Raw genomic sequence first — 17,815 nt, forward strand, 5'->3', positions numbered from 1 at the left:
ACATATAGCTGCCCGATTCTGACCTGACGCCCAACGTCGGCTTAGGCCGATTTTCGGGCGTCTCCCCACTCAACACCAACCCGGAAAACCCGAGAATTCTGCGGTCGACCGCAGAACTCGCCCGGTTTTGTCGTCGAAAAAGCCGCTTCGCTAATCCCACCGCTGCTGATAGGAAACCAGCCCGAATGCGTCGAGCATCAGGAAGATGCGCTTCACGTGGTGCATGTATCGGGCGAGCAGGGTGGTTGCCGCTGGCGCCAAAGTTACGGTCAACAGCGACGATCCGGCCTATTTCGGCGGCTACATGAACGACAACATCCGCGCCGTCCAGGCCGCCTTCCACTTCGATGCCGTCACCTGGCAACGCATCGCCCGCAACAGTTTTGAAGCGAGTTTTGTCGATGCGGCGCAGAAGGTGGCGTGGATCAAGCGGCTGGATGCGGTTTTTGCGGTCGACGGGTGATATTTGGGGAAAACGGGGGGCGGGGTAGTCGTTGTTGCCGACGCAAAGCACTTTCAGCTGAATGAGACGCTGATCCAGCAGATCACTCTGGATCGCCACGTCGCTTCGCGGCTCGCGATGACGGACAAATCAGCGCTTCCCTAAGTGGAAGCTGTTTTCTTCGCGCCTCGTTTGCTCGGCAGCAGACGCTCATATTCTTCCCGAACCGCCATGTAGCACTCGCAGACGCGCTTTTCGAACTTGCTGCGATCGAGCACGGTGAAGTGGCCGCGGCCACGTTCGATCAGCCGGTCTTTCTGGAACTGGCCGAGGACCTGGGTCACGCTCTCGCGGCGAACGCCGAGCAATTTGCCGATGGCCTCCTGCGTTATCACCAGTTTGTCGCTATTGGTCCGATCCAGGGTCATCAGCAGCCAGCGGCACATTTTTTGATCGAGCGAATGGTGCTGGTTGCAGACGGCTGTTTGCGATGTCTGGGCAATCAGCGCCTGGGTGAACAGCAGCGCCACGTGTTGCAGTTTGCCGCCGAGTGCGAACTCGTGCTTCATGACTTTTCTGCTGAGGCGATAGGCGTGGCCGGCGTTTTGCACTTCCGTGCTGGTCGGCATGCTTTCGCCGCCCATGAAAATGGAGATGCCGACCAGGCCTTCGTTGCCGACCAGGGCTGTTTCGCTCGACGATCCGTCTTCCAGCGAGTAGATCAGCGAGACAATGCCGGAGGTCGGGAAATGCAGGAAATTCACATGGTCGCCCGACTCGGACATCGTCCAGTCCAGCGGCATTTCGACGAGTTCCAGGTGTGGCAGCAAGCGTTTGTAATCTTCGGCGGGAAGCGATGCCAGGATGAGATTCTGCCAGGGATCAGGCGGCTGCATATCCCCCGGCGTCTTGTTCTTTGTCATGCCTGGGCTGTCCCGTCTGAAATGTTGGAAACGCGTGCGCGTCTGGCGCGGATTCTACCCGGAATTCAGCCTGACATCGTGCTGCACTAATCCCATCGTTGCTGATAGGAAAAAGTCGGGAGCTTCCAGCTGAAGCGCAGTGCGAGCATGCGGAATCCGAAGCCGAGGATGAAGCACAGCACGGTGTTGAAATCGTTATCGAAGCCCGCTGATCTCAGAGCCAGGAACAGCACGCAAACGACGAGCGAGACGCTGGCGTAAAGCTCCCGGCAGAAGACCACGGGCACCTGGTTGCACAGCACATCGCGCAAGACGCCGCCGGATATCCCGGTCAGCATGCCGGCCATGATCACCACGACCACCGGGTAATCGAGTTGCAGGGCGACGTTGCAGCCAATCAGCGAGAAGGCGACCAGGCCGAGTGCATCGAGCATCAGGAAGATGCGCTTCATGTGGTGCATGTATCGGGCGAGCAGGGTGGTCGCCAGACCGGACAGGATCACGAGATAGACGTATTCGGGATGCTGCGTCCAGCCAATCGGGTAATTGCCCAGGACGACGTCGCGGATGGTGCCACCGCCCAGGGCGGTGACGAAGGCAATCACCGCGACGCCGAAGAAATCCATGTTCCGGCGTCCGGCAGCGAGCGCGCCGGACATGGCTTCGGCGGTGATGGCGACGAGGTAGATGACCAGCAGCAGGTCGAATTGCTTGATTGCGAGCGGCTGAAAAACGTGGGCGAGACTATCGAACATCGGTGAGGCTCCGTCAGAAAGCGGAAGACTCAAATCGAGTGCTTCCGTGACGCCTCTCCCCCTGTCCTTTTACCTGAGAGTTTCGGCTCGCAACGAGCCTGCCCCTTCGGTGAGTTGCCAGGCGCCAGGGCGCTCGCAACTTCTCTCCAGCCGGCGAATCAATTTCTGCAGTTCGTTATGCCTGAGCGATTATGGGAGTTTGCGCCTTCGGCGGAGCGTGGGTTTCACGGCTCTCTCTCCTGCAGAGGGGGCGATTATCGGGAGAGTCGGGAAGGCTTGTCAATTGACGCGGTTTGCTCCGGCCAGCACAGTGATGTACTCGAGGAGGAATGATCGTGACCCGGATGGTGCTGCCCCCTGATATCTCGCCCGAAGCCCGCGTTGCGGCGATCGACGCCGCACTGCGTCCGCTTGCCGATGCTGCTCGCGCCGAACAGATGCAGGCTTACCTGCTGAACCGTTACGATTTTCTCGGTTTGCCGGCGCCGGTCCGCCGGGCTGCGGTGGTGGAATTGAATCGCCTGGCGCCGGCCGATGCCGGGGCCTTGCTGGCTGTGGCGCATTTGTTGTGGGCGAAGCCCGAGCGGGAATTCCGCTATACGGCAATCGACCTGCTGCGCCGGCATGTCCGCATGCTGGATGTTTCGCATCTGGCCGAGTTGCGTGAGCTGCTGCAGCGCGATCCTTGGTGGGAGACCGTCGATGGCCTGGCCGCGGTCATCGGTGCCGTGCTGCATGCGGCGGTGAAGCGCGATCCGGCGGTATCGGCCGTCATGGATGCGTGGGTGGTCGACGCCGATTTCTGGGTGCGGCGGGCGGCGATGCTGCATCAACTGGGCTGGCGACTGGAGACGGACGCGGCCAGGCTGGCGCGTCATGCGCTGCAACTGGCTGGCGAGCGGGAGTTTTTCATCCGCAAGGCGATCGGCTGGGCGCTACGCGATTACGCCCGCTGGAACCCCGGTTTTGTCCGGGGTTTTGTCGATGGACCGGGCGCGGTTCTGTCCGCGCTAAGCATCCGCGAGGCGTGCAAGCGGCTTTGACGGCGAAGTCGCGATCCGGATTTCGTTGCGACCGTTCAGTAGGCGATGCGCATCGGCTTGCCCGGCAGTTGCGCCCGGATTTCGCCGTTGGGATAGGCCGCGCTATGTACGTTGATGTACAGATTGCCGGCCAGATAGCTGGTGTGTTGGGCTTCGCTGAGTTTGGCGTCGGCGGGCACCGTGAACAGCTTGTCGCTCTTCTTGGTCAGGGTGATGATCGGCGGCCCGTTCTTGCCGACCGGGCCCTCGTGGATGTGCGCGACCGTCGGCACCATGCCCGAGATCTGGATGCTGCCGCTGACGGCACGATTGGGCTGGATGCTGATATTCACCTGGCCGCTTGCTGCGGTGGTGACTGCCGGCACTTCGGCGGCGCCGGTCAGGGACGTCGAGATCGGTGATTCGGCGTACAGGTTGGCTGATGCCAGCAGGATTGCCAGCGGCAACAGGCGGCTGAGCCGGCCGGTGGGGCTTGATTGCGTGGTCATTTGCGATGCCTTCGATGGGTAAAGGGAATCAGCATCGTGCGCCAGCCGGGAAGGGGTTTCTGTGGGCCGGCGCACATAGCCTTTTCCTTTGGCTATGTTGGCTGGCGTACGGATTCATTGGTATCCGGGATGCATATTCATCGCGACGGCATAAAGCTGTCTGATACCGGAGGTCACAAATGAATGACGATACAGAGCACTGCAGCGAGCACCGCAAGCCCGCCCGACACCTGGCCACTCAGGCAGGGTGTGGTCACTGGGCGCCGATTGTTCCGGCGGATCAGGCTGGGGAGCGGGCGGTGGCGCCGAGCCCGGCGGAATCCACCGGGTCTCCGGTCGGGAAAAACCCTGGATTACGCGAAATCATGGAGGTGGCGCGCCACCATCGCGCTGTCATTCGAGACTCAGATTGACCGTTGGCGTGATCCGGACCTCGTCGCAGTTGTTGCCGGGACCGCTGCGGTCGACGACGAGAAAATCGCAAATTTCGTTGAGCGCCAGCAGCGGGTGGTGCCAGGTGCCGGGGGCGTAGTTGACGCCTTCGCCGGGGCGGGCGAGGAAAGCGCGCAGGTCGTCCGGGCCGGGCGCCGGGCCGGGGCGGGCGACGACAACGAGGTAAGGCTGGGCGGTAAGCGGCACGAAGGCCTGCGAGGCGAGCGGATGGCGTTCCATCATTTCGATGGCGAATGGCAGTTGCCGCGGCTGGCCGCGGAAGATGCTGACGATCAGTTTGCCGTCCGGGCCGGGCACCAGTTCGGCGAGGTCGTGGTAGCGCTCGGTGTTGCCGCCGTTGATGGAAAAGTGCCGTTTGGCGGCGTCGACCGCAATAAGCTCGCCGAACGGGGCGAAGGCTGCTGCGGTCAACGCTTCGGGAAGCAGCTTTTTCACCGCGCCACCTTGCCCCACAGGCGCAGCCGCGAGACGCCGCCGTCCGGGATGATGTTCAGCCGCACATGTGTCACCGGGCCGAGGTCGGCCAGGCCGTCGAAGCTGTGGATGGCGTCCATCGACAGTTTTTGTTCGCCGAGCAGCACCGGCCAGAACATGCTCTGGGTGATCACCGACTGGTCGGTGCCGCCGTCCATGCGCGCGGCCTGGATCGAGCAGCGGTCGGGGAAATTGCCCTTGAAGTGGGCGGTGTCGACTTCGACCCGCTCGATGATGCCGGGCGCGCCCAGTTGCAGGATGCACCAGTCGTTGCCCGGTTCGCGGCGGCGGCGGGTTTCCCAGCCATCGCCCATGTCGACGCCGCGACCCGGGGCGATCAGGTTGCTTGCCGAGCCGAAGTGGGCGTCGTTCCAGGCCACCGCGCGGCCGCCGTTTTCCAGCGCGACGAGGTCGTAGATGCGGTCCGGCTCGCTGGCGTCGAAGACGCCGACCGGCTGGCCGTAAGCGCGCAGACGGGCGATGCCGCCGTCCGGGTACATGTTGATGCGCAGGTGGCTCCAGGTGTCGGCGCTGTCGACGGCGAGCAGGTGGTGGCTGTTGCCGGTCAGCGTGGTGGACGGCAGGATGCGCGTCCAGCGGGCCTTGGCCAGGACTTCAGGATCGTCCGATTCGCAGTCGGTGGCGTCGATCGACACGGCCGGCGCGAAGTTGCCGGTGAAGTGGCTGGTATCGACGTCGAAGCCGCGCAGGATGCCGCGCCGGCCGAGCTTGATGAGGCTCCAGTCGTAGCCGGTGGTGCGCTTGCGGCGGGTTTCCCAGCCGTCCATCCACTTGCCGTTGGTGTCGTACTTGCCGGGCACGAAGACCGCCGGCTCGGGGTTGAGCATGCGTTCGAGCGGGGCGAAGAACTCGTCGGTGGCGAATAGCGCGCGGGCGCCGATGCGGGTGTCGGCGAGGTTGACCGAGCGCTTCGCCCAGTCGGGCAGGTCGGCGGCGGCGGAAACGATGGGGGCGGCGTGGATCATTATTTTTGGTCCTGGCGGTAGGGATGGGTCGCCTGCCAGTGGCGGGCGATGTCGAGGCGACGGCAGACCCAGACGCGGTCGTGCCGTTCGATGTGATCGAGGAAGCGCTGTAGCGCGAGGAAGCGGCCGGGGCGGCCGAGCAGGCGGCAGTGCATGCCGATGGAGAGCATCTTCGGGCTTTCCTCGCCTTCGGCGTAGAGCACGTCGAAGCTGTCCTTCAGGTACTGGAAGAACGGGTCGCCGTGGCTGAAGCCTTGCGGCAGGCAGAAGCGCATGTCGTTGGTGTCGAGCGTGTACGGCACGATCAGGTGCGGCACCGTGCTGCCGTCGGTTTTCGTGACTTCGGTCCAGAACGGCAGGTCGTCGCCGTAGTAATCGCTGTCGTAGAGGAGGCGCCCGTCGTCGGCGACCAGGCGGCGGGTGTTCGGCGAATCGCGGCCGGTGTACCAGCCGAGCGGACGGCTGCCGGTCATCTGCTCGATGGTGTCGAGGGCCAGGCGCATGTGTTCGCGCTCGGTCGCCTCGTCGATGTTCTGGTAGTGGATCCAGCGCCAGCCGTGGCAGGCGATTTCGTGGCCGAGTTCGACGAAGGCGGCGGTCAGTTCGGGGTGGCGTTGCAGCGCCATGCCGACGCCGAACACGGTGAGCGGCAGGCCGCGTTTCTCGAATTCGTTGAGGATGCGCCAGACGCCGGCCCGCGAGCCGTATTCGTAGATCGACTCCATCGACAGGTGGCGGTCCGGGTAGCTGGCCGGGTTGAACATTTCGGAGAGGAACTGTTCGGAGCCGGCGTCGCCGTGCAGCACGCAGTTTTCGCCGCCTTCTTCGTAGTTGAGGACGAACTGGACGGCAATGCGGGCTTTACCCGGCCATTGCGCGTGCGGCGGCCGGGCACCATATCCAATCAGATCGCGCGGGTATTCGGTTTTGTCTATAGGGTTCATGTCCGGCTCCAACTATACTGCGGCGCATTCTTTTTTTTCAGGAGTGCACCATGGAAAATTCGCCGACCAGCCCCTACCGTGACGACATCGTGATCTCTTGGCCGGAGTTGCACCGCGACACGCGCCTGCTCTGTCACCAGTTGCTGGAGCAGGGGCCGTTCAAGGGCATCATCGCGATTACGCGCGGTGGCCTGATCCCGGCGGCGCTGGTTGCGCGCGAGCTGGAAATCCGCCTGGTCGACACCATCTGTGCCTCCAGCTACGAAGCCGCCGACGACGACACCGCGCAGACGATGCGCAAGGAAGTGAAAATCCTCAAGGGCGTCGAGCACGACGGCGAAGGTTTCCTGCTGATCGACGACCTGGTCGATACCGGCAACACCGCCCGCGTCATCCGCAAGCTGCTGCCCAAGGCATTTTTCGCGACGATCTACGCCAAGCCGCAGGGGCGTGAGGTGGTCGATCTGTGCGTCAAGGAATTCGCCCAGGACAAGTGGATCTACTTCCCCTGGGATATCGACTACCAGTTCGTGCCGCCGATGAAGAAGCATCGCGCCAACCCGTAATCAGCGGTAACCGCCGGCCGCCCAGGCGGCCAGTTGGTCGCGTTCGGCATCGGTCATCGCGGTGACGTTGCCGAGCGGCATCGCCTTCAGCTTGACCGTCTGGTCGACGATGCGGGTTTGCTGGCGGCGGATGTGCTCGGCGCTGTCGAGCAGCACGCCGGCCGGTGCTGCCGGCATCAGCGTCGGTGCGGCGGCGTGGCAGCCGGCGCAGCGTTCGGCGATGATGGGCTGGACTTCGGCCAGCGTCGGTGCCGTCGTGCCGGCGGCAACGCTCAGCGGCACCGGCGCCAGCCAGATGAAGACGGCGGCGAGGATGATTCCTCCGGTCAACGGGTATTGCCAGGCAAAAGCGCCCTTGTGCCTGAGATTGAAGAAGTGCCGGATCAAGACCGCGGCGAGCATGATCGCCGCCAGCACCAGCCACGCTTGCGGGTGGTTGTAGGTGAAGGCGTAGTGGTTCGAGATCATGCAGAACAGCACCGGCAGCGTCAGGTAGTTGTTATGCACGCTGCGCTGCTTGGCCCGCTGGCCGTGGATCGGGTCCGGCGTCTCGCCGCGCTGCATGGCGGCAACGGTGGTTTTCTGCCCGGGAATGATCCAGAAGAAGACGTTGGCGCTCATCGTCGTCGCGATCATCGCGCCGACGTGGAGGAAGGCGGCGCGCCCGGATAGCAGCTGGCTCAGCGCGTAAGCGACGGCGACGACGAAGATGAAGTAGAGCACCGCGAACAGCAGCAGGCTGCGGCGCATCAGCACCCGGCACAGCACGTCATAGACGAGCCAGCCGACAACCAGCGTGGCCAGGCCGATGGCGATGGCGGCGCCGGGCGTCAGGTCGGCCTTGGCCGGGTCGATCATGTAGGTTGCCGCCTGCGAGTAATAGAGCACGCCGAGCAGGAAGAAGCCGGTGATCCACGTCGAGTACGATTCCCACTTGAACCAGTGCAGGTCGTCCGGCAGGTGCTTGGGCGCGACCAGGTATTTCTGCGGATTGTAGAAACCGCCGCCATGCACCGCCCACAGTTCGCCGCCGACGCCCTTGGCCTGCAGCACCGGATCGGTTGGCGCCTTCAATGTGTTGTCGAGCCAGACGAAGTAGAACGACGAGCCGATCCAGGCGATGCCGACGATCAGGTGCAGCCAGCGCAGCAGCAGCGAACCGACCTCGATCAGGTAGGACGCATCCATCAGCTGCCCCGATAGGTCGAGTAAGCCCACGGCGACACCAGCAGCGGCACGTGATAGTGACTGTCGGCATCGGCGATGCCGAAGCGCAGGCTGACTTTGTCGAGGAAGGGCGGTTCCGGCAGCTCCACGCCATGCCGGCGGAAGTAGTCGGCGGTGGTAAATACCAGTTCGTAGATGCCGGGCTGCATTGCGCTGCCTTCAAGCAGCGGCCCGTCGCAGCGGCCGTCGTCGTTGGTCCGGCCGGCGAGCAGCAGCGAGCGGGTTTCACCTTCGCAGCGATAAAGGGCGAAAGGCATGCCGGCGGCCGGGGTGCCGCGGGCGGTGTCGAGTACGTGTGTCGTCAGGCGCCCCATGGGCTCTCTCCGGTGACTGAATGCTGATGCGTCGATTATAGGAAGCTTGGCCGGTGTGAGGCTTTATAAAGGCTATCGGATTTTTCAGATGTCGCTGCCTGAAGCGCCGGTTTTCCGGGATATACGAAAGGGCAGAAGATCATTATCGTCCGGCATGGCTTGCCGGTCGGCCGTGCGAGTCCGTAAGCTGCGAAGCAAGACCACATTGCCCGTGTTTCCATGACCGACATCCTCTCCCTTGCCGAGCTTTCCCGACTGGAACAACCGGAGTTCGTCCGCCGGCTGGGTGCCGTTTTCGAGCATTCGCCGTGGGTCATGGCCAGCGCCTGGGGCAAGCGGCCATTTGCCAATCGTGCCGATTTCTACGCCCGGCTGGCCGAAACCCTGGCCGAAGCCGGTCCGGAGAAACAACTGGCGCTGATCAAGGCGCACCCGGAACTGGCCGGCAAGGCGGCGATTCGCGGCGAACTGACGGCCGATTCGGCACGCGAACAGGCCGGTGCCGGGCTCGATGCGTGCACGCCGGAAGAATTCACGGCGATCCGCAGTCTCAACGACGCCTATCGTGAAAAGTTTGGTTTCCCCTTCATTGTTGCCGTCAAGGGCTTGAGCCGGACCGGCATCATCGCCGAGATGAGCCGTCGCCTGACGCGCAGCCGCGACGAAGAATTCGCCGAAGCGCTGACGCAGATCGTGCGCATTGCCAGCTTCCGGCTCGACGATCTGATCGCCGGCGACTAGCCGAAACAACGAGCACCGCTCAGGCGCGGACGCGTTGCCCGGTGCTCGTACTCCGGGCCTTTTCCTCTTCCAGTTGCGGCTTGCTGACGCGTTCGCGGATCACGTCGGCGATCTGCTCGCGGAACCAGCGGCATTCTTCGGAATGGTGCGAGCGTTCGTGCCACAGCAGGTAGAAACGCATCTTCGGGAATTCCAGCGGCGATTCGGCAATGCACAACTCGCCGAGCGAGCAGCAGTGCTCGGCAAAGATGCGCGGAGCCGAGAAGATGATGTCGTTCTGCAGCAGCACATGCGGAACCAGGTTGAAGTAGGGCACGCTGGCGACGATGTTGCGCTTCAGCCGGTCGCGCGCCAGCTGCATGTCGATGACGCCGCGCTGACCGACCGCATAGGGCGTCGGCACCAGGTGTTCGGCGTTCAGGTAATCGTCCTGGGTCAGGCGGTGGCCAGCCAGCGGATGGCTCTTGCGCATCAGGCAGACGACATCGTCGTCGAACAGCGGCGCCAGGCGCAGATGCTCCGGCGGTTGCGGCCAGTTGCCGATGACGATGTCGAGCTCGCCCGATTCCAGCGCCTTGGCGTAGTCGTACTCCGGGCCGAAGGAATGCAGCACGACCTGCGAGTGCGGCGCGAACTTGCGCATGCGGGCGACGATGGTGCCGATCAGGATGGAATTCAGGTAATCCGGCGTCGCGATGTTGTACACGCGGCGCGATTTCAGCGGATCGAAGCGCACCTGCTGCAGGCCGATGGCCTCGATCTGCGCCAGTGCGATCTTGACCGGTTCAAGCAGGCTCAGCCCGCGCTCGGTCGGTGTCATGCCGTTGCGGCTGCGCACCAGCAACTGGTCGCCGGTAATGTCGCGCAGACGGCGCAGGGCAGTGCTGACCGCCGGCTGCGACTGGTTCAGACGGCGCGCGGCATTGGAAACGCTGCATTCGGTCAGCAGGGCGTGCAACACCTGCAGCAGGTGTACATCGATGGATTCCCAGGAGCAGGTGGCGGCCATTCTCGATTTCTCTCGCAATACGGTTATCTGCTGTAAAAGCAATAACGGTGCCTGAAACGCTATGGCGAGATTCCGTGGAAAAGCCCGTCAGGCGGTCATTTAAGCCGCGGCCTCGACGGCACACCGCACCATGCCCGTGCGGTATGCCGCAAAAGGCACCAAATCGATTCCGCTCAAACCGCCAGTGCTTCCCGCACGCCGTCCTGCGGCATCGTCTCGCCGCGTCCGCGCATGATGAATTCGCCGCGTTCCATCAGCAGGTACTGGTCGGCCAGGGATTCGGCGAAGTCGTAGTACTGCTCGACCAGCAGGATGGCCATTTCGCCGGTCTCGGCGAGCATCCGGATGGCGCGTTCGATGTCCTTGATGATCGACGGCTGGATGCCTTCGGTCGGCTCGTCGAGGATCAGCAGCGACGGCCCCATCGCCAGCGCCCGGCCGATCGCCAGTTGCTGCTGCTGCCCGCCGGACAGGTCGCCGCCGCGGCGGTGCATCATCTGCTTCAACACCGGGAACATCTCGAAGATACGCTGCGGGATCTTGGTGTTGCCAGGTTTGGTCGCCAGGCCCATCAACAGGTTTTCCTCAACGGTCAGGCGCGGGAAGATTTCGCGACCCTGCGGTACGTAGCCGATGCCGGCTTTTACCCGTTCGTGCGGGGGGAGGTGGGTGATGTCCCGGCCGTCGAGTGTGATGCTGCCGTCTTTTGTCTTGACCAGGCCCATCAGGGATTTGAGCAGCGTGGTCTTGCCGACGCCGTTGCGGCCGAGCAGGGTGGTGACTTCGCCTTTTTGCAGTTCGAAGGACAAGCCACGGAGGATGTGGGAGCCGCCGTAGGCTTGGTGGAGGTTGTCGATTTTCAGCATTTTAGTGCTCCTCGAGCTTGAGTCTTTGTATTGGCAGGGGTTCCGCGCTTGCGGCGCGTCTTACTTTCTTTTGCTTCGCCAAAAGAAAGTAAGCAAAGAAAAGGCGACCCTGGGTCGGCGCCGGGCTACGCCCGGTCCCTTGCGCTACTCGGCAGGCCGGGCGGCTGGCTAAACTCGCCTTCGGCTCAGACAACGCCAGCCGACTACCCCCGGCCCGCCTGCGTTGCTCAGCGCCTCTCAAGGGGCCCGGAAAAACGTCCGGGCTCAACGAGCTGGAGCGATTTTTGGCTGTTTTGCGCGGTCGACCGCAATATTCAATAAAAAAGCCTGCTGCTTGGTCTGCGACGCTTTTGGGGTCCCCATGTGGAGCGCCGAGCAACGGAGCTGCTGGCGGAAAAAGGGCGAGGACTGTCTGAGGCCCGCAGGGCCGAGTTCCGCAGCCCCCGCCAGCAGCGAGTAGCGCAGGGGAGTCGGCGTAGCCGACCGCGTAACCTGGGGTCGCCTTTTCTTTGGCTACTTTCTTTTGGCGAAGCAAAAGAAAGTATGCCCGCGCCTCAAGCGCGGAACCCCCAGCCGAAGAAAGCAAACAAAAGTCACCGCCCAAGATAAACCTCAATCACCCGCTGATCATTCTGCACAGTCGCCAGATCGCCCTCCGCCAGCACCGACCCCTCATGCAACACCGTCACCAGCCCGCCCAGCTTCTCGACAAAGGCCATATCGTGTTCAACGACCACCAGCGAATGCTTCCCGGCCAGCGAAACAAACAGTTCGGCAGTGCGCATCGTCTCGTCGTCGGTCATGCCAGCGACCGGTTCGTCGAGCAGCAGCAGCTTCGGTTCCTGCATCAGCAGCATGCCGATTTCCAGCCACTGCTTCTGCCCGTGCGACAGCAGGCCGGCCGGGCGGTCGGCTTCGTGGTCGAGGCGGATGGTGCGCAGCGTGTCGGCGATGCGGTCGCGGTCGTCGCCGGTCAGCCAGGCCATCAGGCTTTTCCACACGCGCTTGTCGGTCTTCATCGCCAGTTCAAGGTTCTCGAACACTGTGTGCTGCTCGAAGATGGTCGGCTTCTGGAATTTGCGGCCGATGCCGACGTGGGCGATTTCCGGCTCGGTCAGGCGGGTCAGGTCGATGGTCTGGCCGAAGAAGGCCTTGCCGCTGTCGGGCCGGGTCTTGCCGGTGATGACGTCCATCATCGTCGTCTTGCCGGCGCCGTTGGGGCCGATGATGCAGCGCAGTTCGCCGGCGTTGATGGCGAGCGTCAGATTGTTCAGCGCCTTGAAGCCGTCAAAGCTGACGGTGATGTCTTCGAGGTAGAGCGCGACGCCGTGCGACAGGTCGAGTTCGCCGGTGACGACGTGGCCGAGCTGGGTGGCGCTGTCGCCGCCGTCCGGTTGGTCGAGGCGGATGGTTTGGGCGTTCATGCCTGGGCTCCTTGTTTCTTGCTGATGATTTTCTTCCACAGACCGACCAGGCCCTGCGGCAGCAGCAGCGTGACGACGATGAACAGCAGGCCGAGGAAGAACAGCCAGTATTCGGGGAAGCTGACGGTAAACCAGCTTTTTGCCAGGTTGACCGCAAAAGCGCCGATGACCGGGCCGATCAGCGTGCCGCGCCCGCCGACCGCAACCCAGATGGCGATTTCGATGGAGTTGGCCGGGCTCATTTCGGACGGATTGATGATGCCGACCTGCGGCACATAGAGCGCGCCGGCGATGCCGCACAGTACGGCGGAAATCACCCAGATCGTCAGCTTGTACCAGAGCGGGTTGTAGCCGATGAACATGACGCGGCTTTCGGCATCGCGGATCGCCGTCAGCACGCGGCCGAACTTGGATTTGACCAGCCAGGCAGAAAAGACCAGCGTCGCGGCGAGCGCGATGGCGGTCAGGGCGAACAGCATCAGCCGGGTTTCCGGGGCGGTGATCGGCACGTCGAGCACGCGCTTGAAGTCGGTGAAGCCGTTGTTGCCGCCGAAGCCGGTTTCGTTGCGGAAGAACAGCAGCATCGCGGCGTAGGTCAGCGCCTGGGTGATGATCGAGAAATAGACGCCCTTGATCCGCGAGCGGAAGGCGAAGTAGCCGAAGACGAAGGCGACCACCGCCGGCACCGCCATGACCAGGAAGGCGGCCCAGCCGAAGCTGTCGCTGCCGAGCCAGAACCACGGCAGCTCCTTCCAGTCGAGGAAGACCATGAAGTCGGGCAGATCGCTCTGGTAGCTGCCGTCGCGGCCGATCTGGCGCATCAGGTACATGCCGAAGGCGTAGCCGCCGAGGGCGAAGAACAGCCCGTGGCCGAGCGACAGGATGCCGCCGTAGCCCCAGATCAGGTCCATCGCCACGGCGACCAGCGCGTAGCACATGATCTTGCCGATCAGCGTGATGGCGTAGGCCGAGACATGGAAAACGCTGTCCGGCGGCACCATCAGGTTGAGCACCGGGACGACGATCAGGGCGAGGGCGAGAAAGATACCCAGCGCGATCCAGGCCTTGCGGTCGAGGGCGGCGAAGAAGCGCAGCGTCAGCGGCACGCGGCCGGTGGCGGGCAGGGGAAGCACGGAAGAAGTGGCAGACATGCGTCGCTCCTTACTGGTCGGCAAAGCGGCCCTTGAGGGCAAAGATGCCCTGCGGACGCTTCTGGATGAAGATGATGATGGCGACGAGGATGGCGATCTTGGCGATCACCGCACCGGCCCAGCCTTCGAGCAGCTTGCTGAAGATGCCCAGGCCGAGCGCCGCCCAGACCGCGCCGGCGAGTTGCCCGACGCCGCCGACAACGACGACCATGAAGGAATCGACGATGTAGCCCTGGCCCATGTCCGGGCCAACGTTGGAGATTTGCGACAGGGCCACGCCGCCGAGTCCGGCGATGCCGGCACCCAGCGCAAAGGCCATGGTGTCGATGCGCGACGTCGGTACGCCGACGCAGCCGGCCATCGGGCGGTTCTGGGTGACGGCGCGGACGAACATGCCGAGCCGGGTCTTGTTCATCAGGACCCAGACCAGGAACAGTACAAACAGCGCGAAGCCGATGATGATCACGCGGTTCCACGGCAGGATCAGGTTGGGCAGCAGTTCGACGCCGCCGGACATCCAGCTTGGATTGGAGACTTCGACGTTCTGCGCGCCGAAGATCACCCGCGCCGACTGGATCAGCACCAGCGACAGGCCCCAGGTGGCGAGCAGGGTTTCCAGCGTGCGCCCGTACAGCCAGCGGATCACCGTGCGTTCCATCAGCACGCCGACGGCGGCGGCGGTGAAGAAGGCGACCGGGATCGCCGCCGGCAGGTACCAGTCGATCCACTCCGGCAGGTAGCTGCGGAACAGGCTCTGCATCACGTAGGCGGTGTAGGCGCCGACCATCAGCAGTTCGCCGTGCGCCATGTTGATGATGCCCATGACGCCGTAGGTGATGGCCAGGCCGAGTGCGGCCAGCAGCAGGATGGAGCCAAGCGACAGGCCGGAGAAGATGCCGGCCAGCGTGTCGCCCCAGGCCAGTGTGCGTTCGATCGATTTCATCGCCTGGACGGCGGCGTCGCGTACCATCGCGTCGGCCTCGATGCTCGGGTCGGTCAGCGGCAGCAGCAGGCCGCGCACGGCTGGCGAGGCGGCAGCGGCCAGCGCATTGACGGCGGCCAGGCGGACCGCCGGGTCGGTGTCGCCGAGCGTGGCCTGGGCATGGGCGAGAACCAGTAGTGGCTTGATCGCCGCATCCTGTTCCTGATCGCGGGCCCGTGCCAGGATTTCGGCCATGCCGCTGCTGACGTTGGTCTGCAGTTCGCCGGCGGCTTTCAGGCGGACTTCGCGGTCGCTGTCGAACAGGCGCAGCGCCGCCAGTGCATTGGCCAATTCACCGCGCAAACGGTTGTTGACCGTAACCGACTCGGCGTCCTCCGGCATCTCGGCCTCGGCGCCGCTGATGGCATCGCGGGCAAGCTCGCCATCGAACAGGAAGACCTGTTCGCCCGCCAGGAACAGGCTTTCATCGGCCATCGCCTGCAGGATGCGGGCGGCTTCCGGATCGGCCGTCAGCGCCAGTTTCTGGATGGCCTCAATCTTGTCGGTATTGTCGTCGGCCGCCAGCTGGCGAACCAGCGTCGGGTCGGGGGCGGCCAGCGCGCTCAGCGTGCTGGCGCAGAGCAGGAATGTCAGTAAGGTTTTTTTCATGGGGTCCGTCCGCAATTTGTGCAGTGCAGCGACAGATTACGGAGCGGACCCCATGCGGGGAATACGACGAATTGCGTAGGTGCCGCCAGGCCTTGCCCGGCGGCGGTTTCAGTGTGCGCGGCCGGGCTGGACGAACTTGATCCACAGGTGATGCACGCCAACCAGCAGCAAACCGACGACGATGCCGATGGCGATGTCGGCCAGCATGCCGATTGCCCAGTGACCGAGGTCAAGGTGTACCAGGTGGCCGAGGATGCCACCGGCGACGGCGAACATCGCCACCATGCCGATCGGACCGAGGACCTTCAGGATGACCGGCGCCGCATTGGCCATGCCGATACCCAGGCGCTGGCGGAAACCGCTGGCCGAACGGGCCAGCGCCAGGCCCATGTCGTCGAGGCGGATGATCAGGCCGATCAGCCCGTAGACGCCGATGGTCATCAGCGTGCCGACCAGTACCAGCACGGCGACCTTGTAGCCGAGCGGGGCATCGCCCGAAGCAGCGAGTGCGATGACCAGCATTTCGAAGCTGAGCACCATGTCTGTCTTGATCGCGCCCCTGACCTTTTCGTCCTCGGTCAACGGGATTTCCACTTCGCCGCTCATCTGCTCGTCGTGAAAGTACTCCATCAGGCCTTCGCCACCTTCGTAAGCCAGGTAGAGCGCGCCGAGGGCGAGCGCGACGGTGATCGCTACCGGGGCAAAATAGCCGACGACGAGCAGGGCGGTGCCGAGCCACAGCTTGTTCAGCGCGCTGCCCTTGGTGATGCGCCACAAGGCAGGCAATTCGCGGTTCGGTGACACCCCGGCGACCTGACCGGCGCCGACGGCCAGGTCGTCGCCGGCCACGCCGGCGGTCTTGACTGCGGCCTTGCCGGTGAGCGCTGCGATGTCGTCTGTCGCGGCAGCAAGCTTGACGCTCTGGGCGGCCAGATCGTCGGCGGCCGAAGCGGCGAGTTTTGAAACGTCGCGCAACAGCGCGAAAAATGCCGAGCTTGCCATGCGGGTATCCGTGTGGAAAAAAAGCGCAGTATACCGGCGCATTTCCTTGCCGCGGGGCTGGCATCTGCGGTCTGGTCGGGTTAAAAGGAGGGATCGCCAATGTGCAAGGAGTGCTGTCTTGGAAGAATGTCTGCAAGCGATCGAAATCGAGTACGGCGCCACGCCGCGCTACTCGGTGATCTGGCTGCACGGCCTGGGTGCCGACGGCTCGGATTTCGTGCCGGTGGTGCCGGAACTGGGCCTGCCGGAAACCGCCGGTGTCCGTTTTATTTTCCCGCACGCGCCGGAAATGCCGGTGACCTGCAACGGCGGCTATGTCATGCCGGCCTGGTACGACATCATTTCGCTGGCGCCGACGACGCGCCAGATCGATGAAGCCGGCCTGCTGCGTTCGCGTGCTGCCGTGCGGGCGCTGGTGGCGCGGGAAAACGGACGCGGCATTCCCTGTTCCCGGATATTCCTCGCCGGGTTTTCACAGGGCGGCGCCGTCGTCTACACCAGCGCGCTGACGCATCCGGAAGCCCTGGCCGGGGTCATCGCGCTGTCGACTTACATTCCCTCGACGGCGCTGATCCAGCGCGAGGCGACGCCGGCCAACCGGCAGCTACCGGTGTTTGCCGCGCACGGCAGCGAGGACGACGTGGTGTCGCCGGCACTGGGGCGCCAGGCCAGGGATTTCCTGCTTGCCGAGGGCTATCCGCTGGTCTGGCAGGAGTATCCGATGCCGCATACCGTCTGCCTGGAAGAAGTGCAGGCCATCGGCGACTGGCTGTCCGGGCGTCTGGCGTGAGCGCGCCAGCCGTCAGCCGTGACGACCTGGCCGCGGAGTTGCCGCTGTATCCCGGCTTGCCGCTGGCGCAGATCACCCTGGTGCTTACCGAGGCCGACCTGGCCGCCGCCGGGCAATCCCTGCTGGCGGCCGACGCCATCGGCTTCGACAGCGAATCCAAGCCGACCTTCCGCAAGGGCGAGGTGTCGACCGGCCCGCACCTGATCCAGCTGGCGACCGACGACCATGCCTGGCTGTTTCCGGTAAGCAACGCGGCCGCTCATCCCTTGCTGCGCAGCGTTCTCGAAGCACCGGGCCTGCTCAAGGTCGGCTTCGGGCTGGGCAACGACCGCAGCGTGCTCAAGGCACGTCTGGGCATCACCCCGCAAAACCTGCTCGACCTCGGCGAAACCCTGCGCGGGCCAGCGCATCACGGCACCGTCGGAGCCAAGGTGGCGGTGGCGCATTTCTTCGGTCAACGCCTGCAAAAGTCGAAAAAGACCGGCACCAGCAACTGGGCCGCCCGCCAACTGAGCGAACGCCAGTTGCTCTACGCCGCCAACGACGCCCATGTGGCGCTGCTGTTGTACCGCGCTTGGCTGAAGACCCGTCAGCCGGGCGGCTGATTTTTTCGCCCACCCCCACCC

At 64.0% G+C, this 17,815-nt stretch carries 20 protein-coding genes and 1 riboswitch; of the genes, 6 read left to right on the forward strand and 14 right to left on the reverse strand.

The features are described from left to right. Positions 1–205 precede the first annotated feature (205 nt). A complete protein-coding gene (locus BJN45_RS16830) occupies positions 206–463 on the forward strand; it encodes a hypothetical protein (RefSeq protein WP_083651387.1) in 258 nt (85 codons plus the stop codon). A 140-nt stretch (positions 464–603) separates the two neighbouring features. Here BJN45_RS16830 and BJN45_RS16835 read toward each other — a convergent pair whose 3' ends face one another. Then, on the reverse strand, positions 604–1,365 hold the full coding sequence (locus tag BJN45_RS16835; protein WP_076097357.1) for a Crp/Fnr family transcriptional regulator: 762 nt from the start codon (positions 1,363–1,365) through the stop codon (positions 604–606). A gap of 86 nt (positions 1,366–1,451) precedes the next feature. Continuing rightward, a complete protein-coding gene (locus tag BJN45_RS16840) occupies positions 1,452–2,120 on the reverse strand; it encodes a trimeric intracellular cation channel family protein (RefSeq protein ID WP_076097359.1) in 669 nt (222 codons plus the stop codon). A gap of 158 nt (positions 2,121–2,278) precedes the next feature. Continuing rightward, a riboswitch (glycine riboswitch) is annotated at positions 2,279–2,372 on the reverse strand. Between the two features lie 77 nt (positions 2,373–2,449). Here BJN45_RS16840 and BJN45_RS16845 point away from each other — a divergent pair. Further along, the gene (locus BJN45_RS16845) at positions 2,450–3,163 is read left to right on the forward strand and encodes a DNA alkylation repair protein (protein ID WP_205750623.1); all 714 of its coding nucleotides are present in this window, start codon (positions 2,450–2,452) and stop codon (positions 3,161–3,163) included. Positions 3,164–3,198: 35 nt separating this feature from the next. On the opposite strand, the gene BJN45_RS16850 is transcribed toward BJN45_RS16845, so the two are convergent. The 4 genes from BJN45_RS16850 to puuE all read right to left on the reverse strand — a co-directional run bounded on the left by BJN45_RS16850 (position 3,199) and on the right by puuE (position 6,508). Then, positions 3,199–3,651: a CHRD domain-containing protein gene (locus BJN45_RS16850; RefSeq protein WP_076097360.1), complete on the reverse strand. Its 453-nt coding sequence runs from the start codon at positions 3,649–3,651 to the stop codon at positions 3,199–3,201. A gap of 393 nt (positions 3,652–4,044) precedes the next feature. Next, positions 4,045–4,539: an ureidoglycolate lyase gene (locus tag BJN45_RS16855; RefSeq protein WP_076097405.1), complete on the reverse strand. Its 495-nt coding sequence runs from the start codon at positions 4,537–4,539 to the stop codon at positions 4,045–4,047. Next, positions 4,536–5,564, reverse strand: a complete 1,029-nt coding sequence (gene alc, locus BJN45_RS16860; protein ID WP_076097362.1) for an allantoicase — start codon at positions 5,562–5,564, stop codon at positions 4,536–4,538. The genes BJN45_RS16855 and alc overlap by 4 nt, the downstream gene beginning before the upstream one ends. Then, positions 5,564–6,508, reverse strand: coding sequence for an allantoinase PuuE (gene puuE, locus BJN45_RS16865; protein ID WP_076097363.1), 945 nt, complete (start codon positions 6,506–6,508; stop codon positions 5,564–5,566). Before puuE ends, alc begins: the two co-directional genes overlap by 1 nt. A gap of 50 nt (positions 6,509–6,558) precedes the next feature. Here puuE and gpt point away from each other — a divergent pair, with 50 nt between their 5' ends. Continuing rightward, a complete protein-coding gene (gene gpt / locus BJN45_RS16870) occupies positions 6,559–7,074 on the forward strand; it encodes a xanthine phosphoribosyltransferase (protein ID WP_076097365.1) in 516 nt (171 codons plus the stop codon). Here the strand turns inward: gpt and BJN45_RS16875 are convergent, their stop codons facing one another. Beyond that, entirely contained in the window at positions 7,075–8,262 is a 1,188-nt protein-coding gene (locus BJN45_RS16875) for a urate hydroxylase PuuD (protein WP_076097366.1), read from the reverse strand. Next, positions 8,262–8,615 (reverse strand): hydroxyisourate hydrolase, encoded by a 354-nt coding sequence (gene uraH, locus BJN45_RS16880; protein WP_076097368.1) that lies wholly within the window; start codon positions 8,613–8,615, stop codon positions 8,262–8,264. The genes BJN45_RS16875 and uraH overlap by 1 nt, the downstream gene beginning before the upstream one ends. A gap of 219 nt (positions 8,616–8,834) precedes the next feature. Here uraH and uraD point away from each other — a divergent pair, with 219 nt between their 5' ends. Next, complete coding sequence (gene uraD, locus BJN45_RS16885) at positions 8,835–9,356, forward strand: 2-oxo-4-hydroxy-4-carboxy-5-ureidoimidazoline decarboxylase (protein WP_076097370.1); 522 nt, start codon at positions 8,835–8,837, stop codon at positions 9,354–9,356. Between the two features lie 19 nt (positions 9,357–9,375). Here uraD and BJN45_RS16890 read toward each other — a convergent pair whose 3' ends face one another. From BJN45_RS16890 to BJN45_RS16915, 6 genes are all read right to left on the reverse strand, one after another. After that, the gene (locus BJN45_RS16890; protein WP_076097372.1) at positions 9,376–10,365 is read right to left on the reverse strand and encodes a LysR substrate-binding domain-containing protein; all 990 of its coding nucleotides are present in this window, start codon (positions 10,363–10,365) and stop codon (positions 9,376–9,378) included. 173 nt (positions 10,366–10,538) lie between these two features. Continuing rightward, positions 10,539–11,231 (reverse strand): urea ABC transporter ATP-binding subunit UrtE, encoded by a 693-nt coding sequence (gene urtE / locus BJN45_RS16895; protein WP_076097374.1) that lies wholly within the window; start codon positions 11,229–11,231, stop codon positions 10,539–10,541. 593 nt (positions 11,232–11,824) lie between these two features. Next, positions 11,825–12,655, reverse strand: coding sequence for an urea ABC transporter ATP-binding protein UrtD (gene urtD, locus BJN45_RS16900; protein WP_076097376.1), 831 nt, complete (start codon positions 12,653–12,655; stop codon positions 11,825–11,827). Beyond that, positions 12,652–13,806 carry an urea ABC transporter permease subunit UrtC gene (gene urtC, locus BJN45_RS16905; RefSeq protein WP_076097378.1) on the reverse strand — a complete coding sequence of 385 codons (1,155 nt, stop codon included), beginning with the start codon at positions 13,804–13,806 and terminating at the stop codon, positions 12,652–12,654. Before urtC ends, urtD begins: the two co-directional genes overlap by 4 nt. 10 nt (positions 13,807–13,816) lie before the next feature. After that, on the reverse strand, positions 13,817–15,397 hold the full coding sequence (gene urtB, locus BJN45_RS16910) for an urea ABC transporter permease subunit UrtB (RefSeq protein WP_076097379.1): 1,581 nt from the start codon (positions 15,395–15,397) through the stop codon (positions 13,817–13,819). A 108-nt stretch (positions 15,398–15,505) separates the two neighbouring features. Continuing rightward, entirely contained in the window at positions 15,506–16,399 is an 894-nt protein-coding gene (locus tag BJN45_RS16915; RefSeq protein ID WP_170873118.1) for a DUF808 family protein, read from the reverse strand. 118 nt (positions 16,400–16,517) lie between these two features. Between BJN45_RS16915 and BJN45_RS16920 the strand changes: the two genes are divergently transcribed. Both BJN45_RS16920 and BJN45_RS16925 read left to right on the forward strand, forming a co-directional pair. After that, a complete protein-coding gene (locus tag BJN45_RS16920) occupies positions 16,518–17,189 on the forward strand; it encodes an alpha/beta hydrolase (RefSeq protein WP_076097381.1) in 672 nt (223 codons plus the stop codon). Next, positions 17,186–17,794, forward strand: a complete 609-nt coding sequence (locus tag BJN45_RS16925) for a 3'-5' exonuclease (RefSeq protein ID WP_076097382.1) — start codon at positions 17,186–17,188, stop codon at positions 17,792–17,794. Before BJN45_RS16920 ends, BJN45_RS16925 begins: the two co-directional genes overlap by 4 nt. The last annotated feature ends 21 nt before the right edge of the window (positions 17,795–17,815 follow it).

Origin of the sequence: Azonexus hydrophilus (assembly GCF_001956855.1) — a bacterium.
GTDB lineage: Bacteria > Pseudomonadota > Gammaproteobacteria > Burkholderiales > Rhodocyclaceae > Azonexus > Azonexus hydrophilus_A.

Excerpts from the sequence above, each read along its gene's own strand:
- BJN45_RS16915 (WP_170873118.1), bottom strand. The coding sequence starts at position 16,399 with ATGGCAAGCTCGGCATTTTTCGCGCTGTTGCGCGACGTTTCAAAACTC.
- uraD (WP_076097370.1), top strand. The coding sequence starts at position 8,835 with ATGACCGACATCCTCTCCCTTGCCGAGCTTTCCCGACTGGAACAACCG.
- BJN45_RS16830 (WP_083651387.1), top strand. The coding sequence starts at position 206 with ATGCGCTTCACGTGGTGCATGTATCGGGCGAGCAGGGTGGTTGCCGCT.
- puuE (WP_076097363.1), bottom strand. The coding sequence starts at position 6,508 with ATGAACCCTATAGACAAAACCGAATACCCGCGCGATCTGATTGGATAT.
- gpt (WP_076097365.1), top strand. The coding sequence starts at position 6,559 with ATGGAAAATTCGCCGACCAGCCCCTACCGTGACGACATCGTGATCTCT.
- uraH (WP_076097368.1), bottom strand. The coding sequence starts at position 8,615 with ATGGGGCGCCTGACGACACACGTACTCGACACCGCCCGCGGCACCCCG.
- BJN45_RS16850 (WP_076097360.1), bottom strand. The coding sequence starts at position 3,651 with ATGACCACGCAATCAAGCCCCACCGGCCGGCTCAGCCGCCTGTTGCCG.
- BJN45_RS16835 (WP_076097357.1), bottom strand. The coding sequence starts at position 1,365 with ATGACAAAGAACAAGACGCCGGGGGATATGCAGCCGCCTGATCCCTGG.
- BJN45_RS16890 (WP_076097372.1), bottom strand. The coding sequence starts at position 10,365 with ATGGCCGCCACCTGCTCCTGGGAATCCATCGATGTACACCTGCTGCAG.
- urtB (WP_076097379.1), bottom strand. The coding sequence starts at position 15,397 with ATGAAAAAAACCTTACTGACATTCCTGCTCTGCGCCAGCACGCTGAGC.
- BJN45_RS16875 (WP_076097366.1), bottom strand. The coding sequence starts at position 8,262 with ATGGATGCGTCCTACCTGATCGAGGTCGGTTCGCTGCTGCTGCGCTGG.
- urtD (WP_076097376.1), bottom strand. The coding sequence starts at position 12,655 with ATGAACGCCCAAACCATCCGCCTCGACCAACCGGACGGCGGCGACAGC.
- alc (WP_076097362.1), bottom strand. The coding sequence starts at position 5,564 with ATGATCCACGCCGCCCCCATCGTTTCCGCCGCCGCCGACCTGCCCGAC.
- urtC (WP_076097378.1), bottom strand. The coding sequence starts at position 13,806 with ATGTCTGCCACTTCTTCCGTGCTTCCCCTGCCCGCCACCGGCCGCGTG.
- BJN45_RS16840 (WP_076097359.1), bottom strand. The coding sequence starts at position 2,120 with ATGTTCGATAGTCTCGCCCACGTTTTTCAGCCGCTCGCAATCAAGCAA.
- urtE (WP_076097374.1), bottom strand. The coding sequence starts at position 11,231 with ATGCTGAAAATCGACAACCTCCACCAAGCCTACGGCGGCTCCCACATC.
- BJN45_RS16845 (WP_205750623.1), top strand. The coding sequence starts at position 2,450 with ATGATCGTGACCCGGATGGTGCTGCCCCCTGATATCTCGCCCGAAGCC.